Annotated in this window: 20 protein-coding genes and 4 tRNA genes; 14 read left to right on the forward strand and 10 right to left on the reverse strand. The window is 24.0% G+C overall.

Going from position 1 to position 16,614, the window contains the following annotated elements:
- Positions 1 to 120 precede the first annotated feature (120 nt).
- The 3 genes from orn to AB4W64_RS02960 all read left to right on the forward strand — a co-directional run bounded on the left by orn (position 121) and on the right by AB4W64_RS02960 (position 1,811).
- Positions 121 to 675 carry an oligoribonuclease gene (orn, locus tag AB4W64_RS02950; RefSeq protein ID WP_367677994.1) on the forward strand — a complete coding sequence of 185 codons (555 nt, stop codon included), beginning with the start codon at positions 121 to 123 and terminating at the stop codon, positions 673 to 675.
- Between the two features lie 89 nt (positions 676 to 764).
- Positions 765 to 840: transfer RNA gene (locus AB4W64_RS02955), tRNA-Gly, on the forward strand.
- A gap of 254 nt (positions 841 to 1,094) precedes the next feature.
- Complete coding sequence (locus AB4W64_RS02960) at positions 1,095 to 1,811, forward strand: N-acetylmuramoyl-L-alanine amidase (protein ID WP_367678305.1); 717 nt, start codon at positions 1,095 to 1,097, stop codon at positions 1,809 to 1,811.
- 94 nt (positions 1,812 to 1,905) lie between these two features.
- Here the strand turns inward: AB4W64_RS02960 and rpmE are convergent, their stop codons facing one another.
- On the reverse strand, positions 1,906 to 2,124 hold the full coding sequence (gene rpmE / locus AB4W64_RS02965) for a 50S ribosomal protein L31 (protein WP_367677995.1): 219 nt from the start codon (positions 2,122 to 2,124) through the stop codon (positions 1,906 to 1,908).
- A gap of 145 nt (positions 2,125 to 2,269) precedes the next feature.
- Here rpmE and AB4W64_RS02970 point away from each other — a divergent pair, with 145 nt between their 5' ends.
- The 5 genes from AB4W64_RS02970 (at position 2,270) to AB4W64_RS02990 (ending at position 6,154) form a co-directional block, all read left to right on the forward strand.
- On the forward strand, positions 2,270 to 2,494 hold the full coding sequence (locus tag AB4W64_RS02970; RefSeq protein WP_367677996.1) for a hypothetical protein: 225 nt from the start codon (positions 2,270 to 2,272) through the stop codon (positions 2,492 to 2,494).
- 196 nt (positions 2,495 to 2,690) lie between these two features.
- Complete coding sequence (hslV, locus tag AB4W64_RS02975; protein WP_367677997.1) at positions 2,691 to 3,221, forward strand: ATP-dependent protease subunit HslV; 531 nt, start codon at positions 2,691 to 2,693, stop codon at positions 3,219 to 3,221.
- Between the two features lie 11 nt (positions 3,222 to 3,232).
- On the forward strand, positions 3,233 to 4,564 hold the full coding sequence (gene hslU, locus AB4W64_RS02980; RefSeq protein WP_367677998.1) for an HslU--HslV peptidase ATPase subunit: 1,332 nt from the start codon (positions 3,233 to 3,235) through the stop codon (positions 4,562 to 4,564).
- 219 nt (positions 4,565 to 4,783) lie between these two features.
- Positions 4,784 to 5,275: an Hsp20 family protein gene (locus AB4W64_RS02985; protein ID WP_367677999.1), complete on the forward strand. Its 492-nt coding sequence runs from the start codon at positions 4,784 to 4,786 to the stop codon at positions 5,273 to 5,275.
- A gap of 114 nt (positions 5,276 to 5,389) precedes the next feature.
- Positions 5,390 to 6,154, forward strand: a complete 765-nt coding sequence (locus AB4W64_RS02990) for a ferredoxin--NADP(+) reductase (RefSeq protein WP_367678000.1) — start codon at positions 5,390 to 5,392, stop codon at positions 6,152 to 6,154.
- A gap of 15 nt (positions 6,155 to 6,169) precedes the next feature.
- On the opposite strand, the gene epmA is transcribed toward AB4W64_RS02990, so the two are convergent.
- Positions 6,170 to 7,147: an elongation factor P--(R)-beta-lysine ligase gene (epmA, locus tag AB4W64_RS02995; RefSeq protein ID WP_367678001.1), complete on the reverse strand. Its 978-nt coding sequence runs from the start codon at positions 7,145 to 7,147 to the stop codon at positions 6,170 to 6,172.
- A gap of 119 nt (positions 7,148 to 7,266) precedes the next feature.
- Between epmA and coaD the strand changes: the two genes are divergently transcribed.
- Positions 7,267 to 7,764: a pantetheine-phosphate adenylyltransferase gene (gene coaD / locus AB4W64_RS03000; protein ID WP_367678002.1), complete on the forward strand. Its 498-nt coding sequence runs from the start codon at positions 7,267 to 7,269 to the stop codon at positions 7,762 to 7,764.
- A 101-nt stretch (positions 7,765 to 7,865) separates the two neighbouring features.
- On the opposite strand, the gene AB4W64_RS03005 is transcribed toward coaD, so the two are convergent.
- The gene (locus tag AB4W64_RS03005) at positions 7,866 to 8,435 is read right to left on the reverse strand and encodes a hypothetical protein (RefSeq protein ID WP_367678003.1); all 570 of its coding nucleotides are present in this window, start codon (positions 8,433 to 8,435) and stop codon (positions 7,866 to 7,868) included.
- Between the two features lie 500 nt (positions 8,436 to 8,935).
- Entirely contained in the window at positions 8,936 to 9,289 is a 354-nt protein-coding gene (locus AB4W64_RS03010) for a hypothetical protein (RefSeq protein WP_367678004.1), read from the reverse strand.
- Positions 9,290 to 9,513: 224 nt separating this feature from the next.
- Here AB4W64_RS03010 and AB4W64_RS03015 point away from each other — a divergent pair, with 224 nt between their 5' ends.
- Positions 9,514 to 10,254, forward strand: coding sequence for a class I SAM-dependent methyltransferase (locus tag AB4W64_RS03015; RefSeq protein WP_367678005.1), 741 nt, complete (start codon positions 9,514 to 9,516; stop codon positions 10,252 to 10,254).
- Between the two features lie 81 nt (positions 10,255 to 10,335).
- Here the strand turns inward: AB4W64_RS03015 and AB4W64_RS03020 are convergent, their stop codons facing one another.
- From AB4W64_RS03020 to dapF, 3 genes are all read right to left on the reverse strand, one after another.
- Positions 10,336 to 11,808 (reverse strand): inorganic phosphate transporter, encoded by a 1,473-nt coding sequence (locus tag AB4W64_RS03020; RefSeq protein ID WP_367678006.1) that lies wholly within the window; start codon positions 11,806 to 11,808, stop codon positions 10,336 to 10,338.
- Between the two features lie 139 nt (positions 11,809 to 11,947).
- Complete coding sequence (locus AB4W64_RS03025) at positions 11,948 to 13,168, reverse strand: MFS transporter (protein WP_367678007.1); 1,221 nt, start codon at positions 13,166 to 13,168, stop codon at positions 11,948 to 11,950.
- A gap of 28 nt (positions 13,169 to 13,196) precedes the next feature.
- Complete coding sequence (gene dapF, locus AB4W64_RS03030; RefSeq protein ID WP_367678306.1) at positions 13,197 to 14,021, reverse strand: diaminopimelate epimerase; 825 nt, start codon at positions 14,019 to 14,021, stop codon at positions 13,197 to 13,199.
- Between the two features lie 148 nt (positions 14,022 to 14,169).
- Between dapF and cyaY the strand changes: the two genes are divergently transcribed.
- From cyaY to AB4W64_RS03050, 4 genes are all read left to right on the forward strand, one after another.
- Positions 14,170 to 14,520, forward strand: coding sequence for an iron donor protein CyaY (gene cyaY / locus AB4W64_RS03035; protein ID WP_367678008.1), 351 nt, complete (start codon positions 14,170 to 14,172; stop codon positions 14,518 to 14,520).
- Positions 14,521 to 14,635: 115 nt separating this feature from the next.
- Positions 14,636 to 15,580 (forward strand): hydroxymethylbilane synthase, encoded by a 945-nt coding sequence (gene hemC / locus AB4W64_RS03040; protein ID WP_367678009.1) that lies wholly within the window; start codon positions 14,636 to 14,638, stop codon positions 15,578 to 15,580.
- On the forward strand, positions 15,577 to 15,921 hold the full coding sequence (locus AB4W64_RS03045; RefSeq protein ID WP_367678010.1) for a uroporphyrinogen-III synthase: 345 nt from the start codon (positions 15,577 to 15,579) through the stop codon (positions 15,919 to 15,921). The genes hemC and AB4W64_RS03045 overlap by 4 nt, the downstream gene beginning before the upstream one ends.
- Positions 15,915 to 16,367: a uroporphyrinogen-III synthase gene (locus AB4W64_RS03050; RefSeq protein ID WP_367678011.1), complete on the forward strand. Its 453-nt coding sequence runs from the start codon at positions 15,915 to 15,917 to the stop codon at positions 16,365 to 16,367. Before AB4W64_RS03045 ends, AB4W64_RS03050 begins: the two co-directional genes overlap by 7 nt.
- Here the strand turns inward: AB4W64_RS03050 and AB4W64_RS03055 are convergent.
- The 3 genes from AB4W64_RS03055 to AB4W64_RS03065 form a co-directional block, all read right to left on the reverse strand.
- A tRNA-Pro gene (locus AB4W64_RS03055) sits at positions 16,346 to 16,422 on the reverse strand. The genes AB4W64_RS03050 and AB4W64_RS03055 overlap by 22 nt on opposite strands.
- Positions 16,423 to 16,438: 16 nt before the next feature.
- A tRNA-His gene (locus AB4W64_RS03060) sits at positions 16,439 to 16,514 on the reverse strand.
- A gap of 26 nt (positions 16,515 to 16,540) precedes the next feature.
- Positions 16,541 to 16,614, reverse strand: a tRNA-Arg gene (locus AB4W64_RS03065).

Below are 16,614 nucleotides of genomic sequence, written 5' to 3' on the forward strand. Positions count from 1 at the left end.
ATTTTTTCTATAAATATATGTAATAAAAATAAAACCCATATTAAAAAATTATTAACTAATAGTAAAAAAACAAGTTAGACACGTAAAAAATAAAAACATTTAGGTTACATAAAAAATAACATGAATTTTAGTAAAAAAAATCTTATTTGGATCGACTTAGAAATGACTGGACTAAATCCAAAAATACATCGTATTATTGAAATTGCAACATTAATTACAGATTGTGACTTAAATATAATTTCAGAAGGTCCAGTAATTCCTATAAAACAAAAAAAAGAAGATATTTTAAAAATGGATAAATGGAACACTGTTATTCATACAAATAGTGGATTAATTAAAAAAGTTGAAAATAGTTTATATAATGAACATCAAGCAGAAATAGAAACCATTCTCTTTTTAAAAAAATGGGTACCCATTCAATCATCTCCAATATGTGGAAATAGTGTTGGTCAAGATCGAAGATTTTTATTTCAATATATGCCTAAACTAGAAAATTATTTTCATTATCGATGTATAGATGTTAGTACTCTCAAAGAATTAGCTATTCGTTGGAATCCCACCATTTTTAATAAATTTAAAAAAAAGAACAATCATAGAGCGTTACAAGATATTCATGAATCTATAATGGAATTAGATTTTTATAGAAAAAATTTTATAAAATCTCTAAAAAAATAACTTTTTTTATAAAAGAAAGCTTGAAAAATATATTTTATATATATAAAATATATTCACATTAAAACTATTAATTATCACTTATAAAATTTGCGGGAATAGCTCAGTTGGTAGAGTACAACCTTGCCAAGGTTGGGGTCGCGAGTTCGAATCTCGTTTCCCGCTCCAATCACATCATTAAATAATTGCATTTTAATAAAAAAATTTATTTTATAAAATTAAAAAAAAAATAATTTTCAAGAGAAATATATAAAAATAAAAAATAAAAGGAAAAAATATGAATTGTTATAATTCCTACAAGTGGATAATATTTTTTATTTTTTTAGTCGCATTGCCAATTCAAGCTAATAATAAAAAAAATATTTTATTAAAAAACAATTCAAAAAAACTGTTTATTTTTAAAAAAAAATAAATTTAATAAAATACATAAGAATAATTTATTAAAAAAAATTATTATAGCAATAGATGCAGGACATGGAGGACAAGATCCAGGCGCTATTGGTCATAAAGGATTACAAGAAAAAAAAGTTAATATTGAAATCGCACTTCAAATTAAGAAATTGCTAAACAATAATAAAATGTTTCATGCAATTCTAACACGTAATAATGACTATTATCTTTCACTTAAAAAAAGAAGACAATTTCTTACAAATAATCAAATAAATTTATTAATTTCTATTCACGCAGACTCTTCTAAAAAACAATATATATCAGGAGCATCTGTATGGATAATTTCCAATGCTAGAATGAATCGTGAAATTAATAATTATTTAAAAAATAACAAATCCATAGTATCTTTTTCTAAAAATATTCAAAATATATTTAACCAAAATAAATACGATATATTTTTAAAAAAAACTATTCTTGATTTACAGTTTAATAATTTTCGAAAAATAGAGTTAGATTTATCTAAACATATACTTGAACAACTAAAAAAAAATATAAAACTACACAAAATACATCCAAATTATGCTAGTTTAGGAATATTAAGTTGTATTAATATACCTTCTATATTAATTGAAACTGGTTTTATTACAAATTTTGTAGAAGAAAAAAAACTAAGAACAACAGATTACCAAAACAAAATTGCTCAATCTATTTACTTAGCTTTAAGAAATTATTTTTCAAATTCGACTTAACTGTTAAGTATAAAACTGTTTTTTTTGAAAAAAAAAATATTTATCATTTTTAAGCATCTAAAAATATGTATATTAGATGCTTAAATAAAAAAATTTATATTATTTTTTTTTTAGTAAGTTTAAAACGTTTTTTAAATCTTTCAACACGACCTCCAGTATCAATAACTCTTTGCTTTCCTGTATAGAATGGATGACATTTTGCGCATATATCTAAATTTAAATTATGACTGATAGTAGAAAAAACTTCAACTATGTTTCCACAAGAACAAGTAGCTGTTATCTTAGAATAATGAGGATGGATTTTTTTTTTCATAAAAAATTTTTCCTAAATTGATTATAATGTCTACTCTATTATACAATTATTAGTATATTAATAGTAAAAAATTAGTAATATATATTCTTATAGACCAATAATATATATAAAATATATGTATGATGATAAAAATAAAATTAATTCCATGTATTTTAAAAAATACAAAAAAAATAAAAAAAATATAAAATTAAACACATATATACTTTGCATATTAATATCAATATTTATTTCTTTAATTCATTTAAATGTAAATGTTAAACGTTTATCTAAAAAAGATCATCATTTAACGCAACATAGTAAAAATGAAAATTTATTACCTCCTAAGCCAAAAGAAAAATGGAAATATATTAAAAAATTAGAAAATTTATAAAGCATGATCTTTAAAAAATAAATTTAATTAAATAATTAAAAAATATTTCTTTTACATGATTTATTTGAAAAGTAAAAATTAACAATAATTTACTATGTAAAATAAAAATAGCAAATTATATTTTATATAATATATTTTTTATGCAAAATTAGAAATGTGTAAAAAATAAAAACGTTATGTTAAAGAGGCTTCTCTTGTGACCACAATATTAAGTGTAAGATTAAAAAATAAAGTAGTAATTGGAGGTGATGGGCAAGCAACTTTAGGCAACACCATTATGAAAAGTAATGTTAAAAAAATTAGATCTCTTTATCGTGGGAAAGTTATTGCTGGTTTTGCAGGAGGAACTGCAGATGCATTTACTTTATTTGAAATGTTTGAAAAAAAATTGTCGTTATATCAAGGTCAATTACAACGCGCAGCTATTGAATTAGCAAAAGATTGGCGATCTGATAGAATGCTGCGAAAACTTGAAGCATTATTAGCAGTAGCAGATAAAGAAACATCATTAATTATTACAGGTAATGGAGATGTCATACAACCAGAAGATGACTTAATAGCTATAGGATCAGGTGGTTCTTATGCTCAATCTTCTGCTCGAGCATTAATAGACAATACAGATTTAAATGCAAACGAAATTGTAGAAAAATCATTGAATATTGCAGCAAATATTTGCATTTATACAAATCATACTTTTACTATAAAAGAACTATTTTCAGAAAAATAAGGAATATCTCTATGTCTGAAATGACTCCTCCTCAAATTGTTTCTGAACTTGATAAGTTTATTATTGGTCAAGAAAAAGCAAAAAGAGCTGTGTCTATCGCATTAAGAAATCGTTGGCGTCGAATGCAATTAAATAGTGAGCTACGACATGAAATTACACCTAAAAATATTTTAATGATTGGTCCTACAGGAGTAGGAAAAACAGAAATCGCAAGACGTTTAGCTAAGTTAGCTAATTCTCCTTTTATTAAAGTAGAGGCAACTAAATTTACTGAAGTAGGATATGTAGGAAAAGAAGTAGATTCAATCATTCGCGATTTAACTGATGCTGCAATAAAAATGATACGCATAAAAAATATTGAAAAAAATAAAATACGCGTTGAAGAAATTGTAGAAGAAAGAATATTAGATGTATTAGTTCCTAGACCTAATAAAAATTGGACAGAAAATGAAAAAAATGAAAGTTTATTAAATACTATTCAAACATTTCGAAAAAAATTAAGAGAAGGAGTGTTAGATGAAAAAGAAATAGAAATTAACGTATTAACAACAACTATGGGCGTTGAAATCATGGCTCCGCCAGGAATGGAAGAATTAACCAGTCAATTGCAATCTTTATTTCAAAATTTAGGAGGACACAAAAAGAATAATCGACGTCTTAAAATTAAAGATGCTATTAAATTATTAACAGAAGAAGAAGCTGCTAAATTAATTAATCAAGAAGAGATAAAAAAAGAAGCAATTAATGCAGTAGAACAAAATGGTATAGTTTTTATTGATGAAATCGATAAAATATGCAAAAGAGGTGATTCTTCTGGCCCAGACATTTCACGAGAAGGTGTTCAAAGAGATTTACTTCCATTAGTTGAAGGTTGTACTGTGTCTACTAAACATGGAATGGTTAAAACAGATCATATTTTATTTATCGCATCTGGTGCTTTTCAAACATCTACTCCTTCTGATTTAATTCCTGAATTACAAGGACGGCTTCCAATAAAAGTAGAATTACAAGCATTGACTATTGATGATTTTGAAAAAATTTTAACTGAACCTAAAGCATCTATTACCGTACAATATCAAGCACTTATGAAAACAGAAGGTGTTCATATAAAATTTACAAAAGAAGGAATACGTAATATTGCAGAAGCTGCTTGGAAAGTTAATGAATCTATGGAAAATATTGGTGCTCGTCGATTACATACTGTATTAGAAAAGTTAATGGAAGACATATCTTTTAATGCAACTGAAAATCAAGGTAATACTATTACAGTTGATTCAAAATATGTAGGACAGCATTTAGATCAATTGATATCTAATGAAGATCTTAGTCGTTTTATTTTATAATTAATTTTTTTAAAATATTTATCCATTATAACATCAATCTAAAATGGATGAATATTTTGATAAAAAATGAATTTAATATATCAATAAATAATTAAAAAAATAGTATTGAAAAAAAAAAATAAGACCTTATATGAAATAAGACAATGTTTTTATCTTTAGAACAAGTTACTTAAAAATTCAATCTTTTTATAATTAAATATAATTAAGAGGAGTATTTTTATGTCTTATCGCTCTCTTTCATTCATTCCAAATTTTAATGATCATGATATTTTTTCAAATAGATTCAATCAAATAGACAAAATGTTTAGTACGTTAACAGGAGAAAAACCTATATCTGATACACCAGCATATAATCTTTATCAAATAAATGAAGTAGAATATGAATTAACACTCAATATTCCTGGATATGAAGAAAAAGAATTAGATATATCTGTACATAATAATCAATTATCTATTCAAGGAAGAAAAGAAAACCAAAAAGAAAATATTAACAATGACAAAAAAGAAATTAGTAAATGGTTGCATAAAGGAATAATATTTAATAATTTTTCTCTAAACTTTAATTTAGATCATAAAATTAAGGTAAAAAAAGCAGAGTTAAATTTAGGCTTGTTAAAACTACATTTTGAATGCAATATTCCAGAAGAAGAAAAACCTAAAAAAATCTCTATTAATATACCAAACGATACTAAAAAAATTGATAAAAAATAAAATAAAAAATAATGTTACAAACATATCACCATTCTTATTAAAAAAAATCATTGTACTTATTTTTATATGAGTACAATGATCTGAAAATATTACTATTATTGAGAATAATAAAAAATGAATTCTTGGATTAATGCAGATGTTATAAAAATAAAGAAATGGACGAATAAAAACTTATTTAGTCTTATTTTAAGAGCCCCTATTGAACCGTTTCATGCAGGACAGTTTACTAAATTAGCTCTATATGATAATAATACTGATATTTTTCGAAAAAAAATTCAAAGAGCATACTCATATGTTAATGCTCCTAGCGATAAAAATTTAGAAATTTATATTGTTCGTGTTTTAGATGGAAAATTAAGTAATTTATTATACCATCTTCAAGATGGTGACAATGTTTTTATTAAAAAAAAATCATTTGGTTTTTTTACTATAGATGAAATACCTGATTCTGAAACTTTATGGATGTTTGCTACAGGAACTGCTATAGGTCCATATTGTTCTATTTTAAAAGAAGGTAAAAATCTTGATAGATTTAATAATATTGTACTAATACATGCAGTACGATATCAAAATGAATTAAATTATCTTCCTCTTATGAAAAGCCTTTCTCAAAAGTACAATGGAAAATTAAAAATACAAACTGTTATTAGTCGAGAGGAAAATAAAAATTCTTTAACTGGTAGAATTCCTTTTTTGATAAATAGTAAAATACTAGAAAAAAAAATTGGTTTATCAATAAATCCTGAAACTTCGCATGTCATGTTATGTGGAAATCCTTTTATGGTAAAAGATACATATTTATATCTTAAAAATAATAGAAATATGAAAAAACATTTACGTTGTAAAAAAGGTAATATAACAATGGAAAGTTATTGGTAAATTATTTCATCAAATTCAACAACGATCTAGCGGAAAAGATATTACTTCGTTAATGTTGTTTTGATCTAAAGCAAGCATGATCAGTCGATCTAAACCTATTGCCACACCGGAACACGGAGGTAATCCATAAGATAAAGCCTTCAAAAAATAATCATCTATTTTCCGAACAGGTAGATTCATAGCGATTCGATTTTTATTATCTTTTAAAAAACGATTCTTCTGTTCATTAACATCTGTTAGTTCATAAAAACCATTTCCTAATTCTATTCCTTTAAAAAATAATTCAAATCTTTCTGAAATACGAGAATCTTTTACATTAATTGCAGCAAGAGATGCTTGTTCTGCAGGAAAATGATAGACAAATAAAGGTTTTTTTTTACCAAGATTAGGTTCTATATGTAATGTAAATAATAATTGTATTAATTTGTTTAAATCCTGTTCTAAATGGGTTAAATGATCTAATTTTAATTTTTTAGATAATTTTTTTAATTCTATCAAGCTAGTATCTAAAGGATCTATTTTAAAAAATTTTATAAATACATTTTGATATGAAATTTTATCTGATTTTGGATATTTTAAAACTTTTTGAAGCAAATCATTGATCTCTCTCATTAATTTAGTTATAGAATAAAATGGTTGATACCATTCTAAAATAGTAAATTCTGGATTATGATATTTACCTAATTCTTCGTTCCTAAAACTATGACAAATTTGATATATAGGTCCACTTTCTGCTGCTAATAAACGTTTCATATGATATTCTGGACTAGTCATTAACCATAATGTCAACTTATCAACATGATTTAATGAAAAATAATCTGTTTTAAAAGGTACTAAATTCACATCAGTAACTGTTGAACGAGATAAAACAGGTGTTTCTACTTCTAGAATATTACGTTCTAAAAAAAATAAACGAATATTAGAAATTATTTTTGATCTTTTTATTAAGTTTTTAATTGAAGCACTAGGTTTCCAAATATTTTTTAAGTTCATATCAATTTTCTTTAAAAAATTTATTATTAAACAATGAAAAACATAAGATTTTATCTAATAAAAAAGTTATATATTTAAAAATAAGATTTAAATAAACTAGTGAAAAAATAGAATAAATGATGAATAAAACTGCAATATATCCCGGTACATTTGATCCTATTACATATGGACATTTAGATATTATAACACGTGCAACAAAAATATTTGATAGTATAACTATTGCAATTTCTAATAATTTGAAAAAAAAACCTATTTTTAATTTAAAAGAACGAATCGAATTAACTCGAATAGCTACATTACATCTTAAAAACGTAAAAAAAATACTTGGATTTAATGATTTATTAGCTAATCTAGCAAAAAAAGAAAAGACTAATGTTTTAATTAGAGGAGTACGCACAATATTTGATTTTGATTATGAAATAAAATTAGCAGCTATCAATAAACAAATTTATCCAGATTTAGATAGTATTTTCTTACTATCTTCTAAAGAAGTCTCTTTTATATCTTCTTCTTTTGTTAAAGAAATAGCAAAATATAAAGGTAATACAAAACCATATCTTCCAAAAGAAGTACATTTTGCATTATTAAAAAAACTTAAAAATGTTTCTATAAAGTAATATGTTTTTATATAAGACAATAGAGTGTAATCATACACTCTATTGTATAGATAAAAAAAATTATATATTTACTTATTTATTTTATATAAAAAATATAACATTTATTTTTTCAAAAAATGCGAATATTTCATGACTGGTGCATCTTTTAGAGGGATAACAACAGTTGCACGTATTCCAAAAGATTTATATTTTGCAATATTATTATTATTTTTTATATCTAAATCAGATAAATTAGTGGCAACTAATTTAATCGAACCATCATCTAGTTGATCTATTTTATAAATATTTCTAGAGTTTTTGATTTGATATTCATTAATTTCTGGATTTTCAGAAACTAATTGAAGATAAGATTGATATAAAAATTTTTGATTCGCATATGTAGAAATTAATTTTTGAAAATTAGATTCTGGTATGATTTTTTGAAAATCTTGAATCATTTGTGTTCTATTATTTAAATTAATAAAATTGTCATTTATAATAAAAAGAAATGGATGAGAATCATTCATAAACTGATTATCTAATTCATTAGATAATTTTAAATTTTCATAATGTTTTTGAAAATTTTTAATTGTAAATGAAATATTTTCTAAAGAATTCAATTGATCTGAAACTTGCCATAAATCATGATTAACAAAGTTATTATAATAAGATTCTTGAACACTTTTATTCATTCTTTCTTTAAAAGTTTTATCTATCTTTAAAATATTTTTTCTTCCTTCTAAATCAAAATTCTCATCGAATCTTGTCGTAGAATAGAAATTATTTTTATTATCGTGAGTTTTAGCTGGAGCATTGAGAAGATCAGGAAATGAACTTTGATATTCAGGATGTGTTGGATTATTATTTAATTGATTAATAATTTTTATTTTGCCTTGAGAACGAATTTTATCAATGATGGCTTTTATAAAAATTTTTGATGATTCGATAGTTTTTTTAAGGTCTTCAATATTTTTTTTTAAAGATTCAATTGACTCTTGATTAGAGTCTGATTTTACATCTTGAAAAAATAGTTTTTTAATAGTTTTTCCATTAAATAAATCTATAGTTTCTGTTTTTACAGTTTCATAAGTTGTGACAACAGTGTTTTTTATTGTCTCAAGAATATCTTCAGTAATCTTTAAAATATCAAAATCAAAGAATTTTTTATTAAAAAAATATGGAGAGAAATTATTTAGAATTTTTTTTTCATCAACATATCTTGAACGATATAACTTTTTTTATTATCATTAATTATTTTTTGTGAATCTTTTTCTAAAAAAAAATTATCTTTTATATTATATTTCTTAAGTATGTTGTCTTGAGCATTTTGTTCTAAAATTTTTAATAAAATTAAAGAATCTTCATAATATGTTTTTTCTAAATTTGTTGAATGTTTTTTATCTTGGAATACTTCAAAATTTTTATTTTTTTTAATTTCTTGCTGTTTGTTGAATATTTTTTCAAGAATTTTAGGATCAAAATCTATTTTATTTCTAGATTTTTTATTTGTCGGATCTATTGAAGTAATTAAGAAATTAGATGACATAATTTTTGTCCTTTTTTAATTTACTATTTTTAATTGAATAAATTTTTATATAAATGTAAATTGAATCTATATAAAAAAATTAATAATGTGAATTTTTTATATGAAACTTCAAAAAATTATTTTTAATACATTATTTACATTAAATATATAAAAAATTACCAAATTATATTTTAATTAAATTTCTTCAAAAGTCAATTATTAATTTAAAAAAAAAAGAAAAAAATATGAAAGTATACTTGTCATTTAAATACTATAATCAAAGAATATGTAATTTAATTAATGTACTTGATTTAAAACATGATGAACATTGTTCAATAGGTTTAATAATTAATTCTAATTCTTTGGAATTATATGATCGAAACAATATTGAACAAAAATCTATAAAAGTTGATTTCACTTCAAAAAAAAATAATTATAGATGTAATTTTTTTAGAAAAAAAAATGAAATTTTATATAAAGCTGTAGGAATAAAAAAATCTTATTTTCCTATTGTTTTAGATGCAACTGCAGGATTAGGAAACGATGCTTTTATACTTGCTTTTCTTGGATGTCAAGTAATTATGATAGAACGTCATCCAATAATTGCTGCTTTATTACAAGACGGTTTACAAAGAGGTTATCAAGATAAAAAAATAGGGAACTGGTTAAAAAAAAGATTACATTTAATTTTAAATGATAGTTTTAATATATTGAACACACCTTTTATACAACCAGATGTCATTTATTTAGACCCTATGTATCCTTTAAATAAAAAAAAATCTTTGCCAAAAAAAAATATGCAAATTTTTAGAAATTTAATAGGACAAGACGAAGATGCTGAAGAATTATTAAATCTTGCTCAAAAAAAAGCGAAAAAAAGAGTAGTTGTAAAACGTCCTTGTTATGCAAAATCTTTATCTCAAGACAAACTAAGTTTTATTGTATTAGGGAAAAAGCATCGTTTCGATATCTATAATACTTTTTAAATAAAAAAAACAGGAGTACATATTTTTTACACGTACCCCTATTGAAAAAAATATTATTAATAATTTTACTAAAATTAATACTTATATTAAAAATAATGCAATCCAATATAAAAAACTAGATAAAAAAATTGACACTGGTAAAGTTAATATCCATGCTAAAGCAATATTTTTAATAGTCTTAATTTGAATTCCATCACCATCTATTAGCATTGTACCTGCTACAGAAGATGAAAGAATATGAGTAGTGGAAACTGGTATACCTGTATAACTTGCTATTCCAATAGATAAAGAAGCTGTTATTTGAGCAGACATAGCTTGAGCATATGTCATTCTTTTTTTACCTATTTTTTCACCAATAGTAATAACAATTCTCTTCCATCCTATCATTGTCCCTATTGATAAAGATAAAGCAACAATTAATATAATCCACATTGGTGCATACTCAATAGTTTGTAGTATATCTTTTTTACTTTTAATCAAAAAATATTTATCTTCAGAATTAATTTCAGAAGTATTGATAGTTTGCTCAATTATCTCAGAAATACATAACAAAAAGTGACGTAATTCAAATCTTTTCTTAATATTTAATGTATTGTAATCTGAAGTATTTTCTAGTAACAATTTAGATTGTTGAATGTTTTTTATAATATTAGAATAGGAATAATGAATATTTAAATCATTAACAATATTTTTATTGTCTATTTTTTTCAAAGTATTTTTATCATATTTTAAATAGTATTTTTCTAAATTATTAATTGTGTTTTTTGTACAAATAATTTCATATTTATTAGCATTTAAATTAACTAAAAAAGAAGACGGTATAATTCCTATTAAGACTAACATTATTAATCCAATCCCTTTTTGACCATCGTTTGCACCATGGGCATAACTCACTCCAATAGACGATAAAATTAATGCTGTTCGTATTAATAATGGCGGATTTTTTTTTCCATCTATTTTTTCACGTTCTAATGGTGTCATATGAATACGAAAAAACATTTTATTATTTTTCAAATAAAATCGTAATAAAAAAATTAAAGTTCCAGCTACTATTAATCCAACAATAGGAGAAAAAATAAGAGATAAAAACACGTTTGTCATTTTTGGAACATTTAATGCATTTACTAAAGATGCACCAGTAACCATTGCGTTAGTTAGACCTATTCCAATAATTGCTCCGATAAGGGAATGTGAACTAGATGCAGGCAAACAGAAATACCAAGTAAATAAATTCCATAGTATTGCTGCTAATAGCATGGAAAAAACCATAGCTAGAGCGTTTTTTGAAGTTGTATTTAATAATAAATCATTTGGTAATAAATGCACAATAGCATAAGCAACAGTTAAACCTCCAAGTAAAACACCTAAAAAATTAAATACACCAGACATTATAACTGCAATATTTGCAGACATTGCTCGCGTATAAATTAAAGTAGATACTGCATTGGCTGTATCATGAAAACCATTAATAGCTTCATAAAATAAAACAAAAAATAAAGCTAAAAAAATAAATAAACTATGATTCAAATCAGAATAAGAAAATAAATATAGCATAATCTTTAAGCCATTTTGATGAATTGAATTAAGCTTATTATCTGTGAGAAACTATGTTTGAGGAAAGTAAAATATGAATATTATTTATATCAAATTATTTATAATAATATTTTTATGTAAAAACATAAAAAATTTATTATCAAATGTTATTTTTTTTTAATTTATAAGATAGAAAAATACCTAAAAATAACATGATTAAAATAAAAATTGAAATTCCAGACCATTTAAAATGGTACCAAAAAAATCCACCAAATGTGCCAAATACACTAGAACCTAAATAATAAAAAAATAAATATAAAGATGTAGCTTGAACTTTAGCAATTTTTGTATAAGAACCAACCCAACTACTGGCAATAGAATGCGATGCAAAAAAACCACCAGAAAATATGATTAAACCTAAAATTATTATTAATAATTGATCAAATTGTGTAATAAAGATACCTGTTACCATCAAAAGTAATGATATAAAAAGAATATCATTACGATGATATTTATTAATTAATATACCAGCTTTAGGAGAACTATATACTCCTGTCAAATAGATAATAGATAACAATCCTATACTAGATTGGCATAAAAAAAATGGTTTTAATATTAATCGATAACCAATATAATTAAAAATAGTAACAAAGCTTCCCATTAATATAAAACCTATTACAAAAAGTACAAATAATGCTGGATTCTTTAATTGTAGATAAAAACGATTTAAAAATTGAGAAAAATTAATAGAAACAGAATAAAAATTTTTAGATTGAGGTAAGAAATATAAAAAAAAACAAGAGGATATTAAAGAAATTATTCCAATTATCATTAACGCAATATTCCATGAAAATTTTTCAGATAAAATACTACTCATTAATCTTCCAGAACATCCACCTATAGTATTTCCACTAATATATAGCCCCATACAAAAAGATAAAGAATTAGGATGTATTTCTTCGCTAATATATGTCATAGCAACAGCAACAACACCGCTTAATGCCAAACCAGTTAACGCTCGTAATAAAACAATAGCAGTCCAGCTGGTCATCGTTGAACATATTATTGTTAATATTGCAGCTATAAATAAAGAGACGGACATGATAGACTTTCTGCCAATAACATCAGATAACGGTCCAGTAAAAATCATTCCTACAGCCATCATGCCAGTTGCAGCAGAAAGAGAAAAACTACTTTCTGCGGGAGTTAAATAAAATTGTTTAGAAAATATCGGTAAAATTGATTGTACACAATACAAGATAGAAAAAGTAGAAAAACCACCTGAAAAAAGAGCTATAAAAACTTGATTAAATTTTTTTGTATTTTTTTTTATGTATTCTTTTTTTTCTAATTTCTTTTTTGTTTTTTTTAAAAATGTCAAAATATAACTCCTTTTTGAATAAAAAATTTTAGATATATATATATCCATCATAAACATGTTGTGCAGGTCCTATCATATAAAGAGGATTTCCAAAACCTTTCCATTCTATAAATAATTTTCCACCTGGTAAATCTACTTCAACATTGTTGAAAAGTAAATTTTTTACAATGCCAACTGCAACTGCAGCGCAGGCACCAGTTCCACATGACTGTGTTTCACCTACATCACGTTCATAAACCCTTAATTTAATATGATTTTTATTAACGATTTCCATAAAACCTATATTTACGCCCTGTAAAAAAATTGAGTTGTTTTCTATAGCTTGACTAATAAGGTTTACAGGAGCTGTTTTAATGTTTTGTACTTGAATAACACAATGCGGATTTCCAGTAGATACTATACTGCATTTTAAACTATCATTTAAAATATTCACTGAAAAATTTTTACATAAAATATTTTTTGACAACTCTATATTATCTAGTTTAAAATCTGGTTCTTCCATATTAACTTTAATCATGTTTTTTTCTATAAAATGAATAAATAAATGTCGTTTTTTAGTACTAACGGAAATAGTTTTTTTATTAGTTAATTTTTTTAATAAAAGAAAAAGGCCAAAACATCGAGCACCATTTCCACATTGTTCAACTTCATTTCCATTAGAATTAAAAATTCGATAATTAAAGTCAAACAAAGAATCATATGACTTATCTACAAGTAATAACTGATCAAAACCAATGCCAGTATATCGATTAGATAATTCTTTTATCATTTCAGATGATGGATTAAATGTCTGATTAAGACAATCTACAATCATAAAATCATTACTTAAACCATGCATTTTAGAAAAATAAATTTTTTTTTTGTAATTACCATATGAAAACATATTATCACCTATAAATAATTTAATATTTTTTGTAAAAATAAAATGATTTTTTAATGATACAAAAAGTTTTTTTATATTTTAAACTTATTTCAAAAAAATTAAAAAAATGGTTATCCTTATGAAACGAAAAATAATTCTAAAAAAAAATGTCAACAATTTTTATATATTAATAGACGAGTTATTTTTAAAAATTGAAGATAATTTAAATTTCTATTCTAATAATATTGATATTGATTACGAAATCCAAGATTATGTTATGACTATTACTTTTGCAAATAAAAGTGTTATTATTATTAATAAACAGGAATCATTGCAACAAATATGGTTAGCTACAACAGTAAATGGATATCATTTTAATTATAAAGAAAATAAATGGATTTGTAATCGTAGTAATAAAGATTTTTGGGAAATATTAGAATATTCGTGTTCTATTCAATCAAATAAAAATATTATTTTTTATAAAAAATAATTTTAATAAAATACAAAAAAATTTTATATAAAAATAAAAAAATATGATAAGGTTTTGTATCTTTTTTAAAATTAAAATATATAAAAAATATATCTATATTAAAATAAATAGTAATATGCAAAATAAAACATTAAGAATTGCTACTAGAAAAAGTCCTTTAGCATTGCAACAAACAGAATATGTTCAAAAAAAAATACTGTCTTTATATCCAGATTTAAATATAAAATTAGTACCTATCGTTACTCATGGAGATAATATTTTAAAAAAATCTCTTTCAAAAATTGGAGGAAAGGGATTATTTATAAAAGAATTAGAACTTGCACTTCTTGAAAATAAAGCAGATATTGCCATTCATTCTATGAAAGATCTTCCAGTTAATATTACAAAAGAACTATGTTTAGTTAGTATATGTAAAAGAGGAAATGCTTTAGATACACTAGTATCTAATCATTATCAATCTATTAATCAATTACCTCCAGGTGCAATAGTTGGAACATCTAGTTTAAGAAGACAATGTCAATTAATTACTTATAGACCAGATTTAATTATTTCCCCTGTAAGGGGCAATGTAGAAACAAGAATAGCTAAGTTAGATGAAGGCAAGTATGATGCGATCATTCTTGCTACTGAAGGGTTAAATAGATTAAGCTTAAAACATCGTATAACTCAAATTATACCAGCTGAACTGTCTCTTCCTTCTTGTGGTCAAGGTGCAATTGGAATTCAATCTAGATTACATGATAAAAAAGTATTATTTTTTTTATCTCGTCTTAATCATATAAATACTTTTATTGAAATTAATGCAGAACGTGCTTTTTGTAGAAAGTTAGAATCGGGATGTCAAATTCCTATTGGAAGCTATGCTATTCTAAAAAAAAACAAAATTTGGTTAAGAGGACTGATAGGCTCACCTAATGGAAAAATAATATTAAAAGGGGAAAGGATAGGTTATTATAATACAGGAGAAAAAATGGGATATTCACTTGCTGATGAATTACTTAGCAATGGTGCGCAAAAAATTTTAAATGACCTTCATATAAAACAATCTTATTGTATATGAAAATACTAGTCATGCGTCCTTCACCTACAGGAGAAGAATTAGTAAAAAATCTTAATGAAATAGGAATATCTTCTTTTCATTTTTCTTTATTTGATTTTTTTCCTAGTACGAGCTTAATAAGCTTATCACAAAAAATTAATACACTATATCAATCTAATGTAATCCTTGTTTTTTCAAAAAAATCTATTTTTTATACAAATTTATATTTAAAAAAATATAATTTGCAATGGCCATTACATGCAAAATATTATGCTATTGGAGAAAGTACTGCTGCTTTTCTTTACAAATATGTTAAAAAAAAATTATTTTTCCTAAAAAGGAAAACAGTGAAAATTTGTTAAAAATTTTATATAGGGATATTTTAAAAAATGATCAAATAGTTTTATTAAAAGGAGAAAATGGACGAGAATTTATAGAAAATAATTTAAAAAAAGAGGGATTTAAAATTTGTGTTATAGAATGTTATAAAAGAGTTTTAAAAAATTTAGATGGTATGACAGAAGGAAAAAAATGGCGTTTATATAAAATAGATACTTTAGTAGCAACAAGTGGTGAAATTTTATATCAATTAAAAAATATTATTTCTGATATAGATCAGAAAAAGTGGTTATTTCAATGTCAAGTTTTTGTAGTAAGTAAAAGATTGTCAAATATAGCAAAAGATTTAGGATGGAAAAATATTATAATATCTAAACGTGCTGATAATAAATCTTTATTAAAAACAATTAAATTTGAATATTTAAAAAAAAATATTTTTTTTTCTTTTGGTCGGCGAAAGAGGATTTGAACCTCTGACCTACTGGTCCCAAACCAGTTGCGCTACCAAGCTGCGCTATTCGCCGAATTTTTAATTTTTTTTGGGGTGGCTAATGGGATTTGAACCCATGACCGCTGGAATCACAATCCAGAGCTCTACCAACTGAGCTATAGCCACCAGTTAAAAATGTTTTATAAAAAAAATGCGCTCGACAGGATTTGAACCTGACACCTCTACCTTCGGAAGGTAGTGCTCTATCCAAATGAGCTACGAGCGC

The organism is Buchnera aphidicola (Brachycaudus tragopogonis) (genome assembly GCF_964059175.1).
In the GTDB taxonomy this organism is placed as follows: Bacteria; Pseudomonadota; Gammaproteobacteria; order Enterobacterales; family Enterobacteriaceae; genus Buchnera; species Buchnera aphidicola_BM.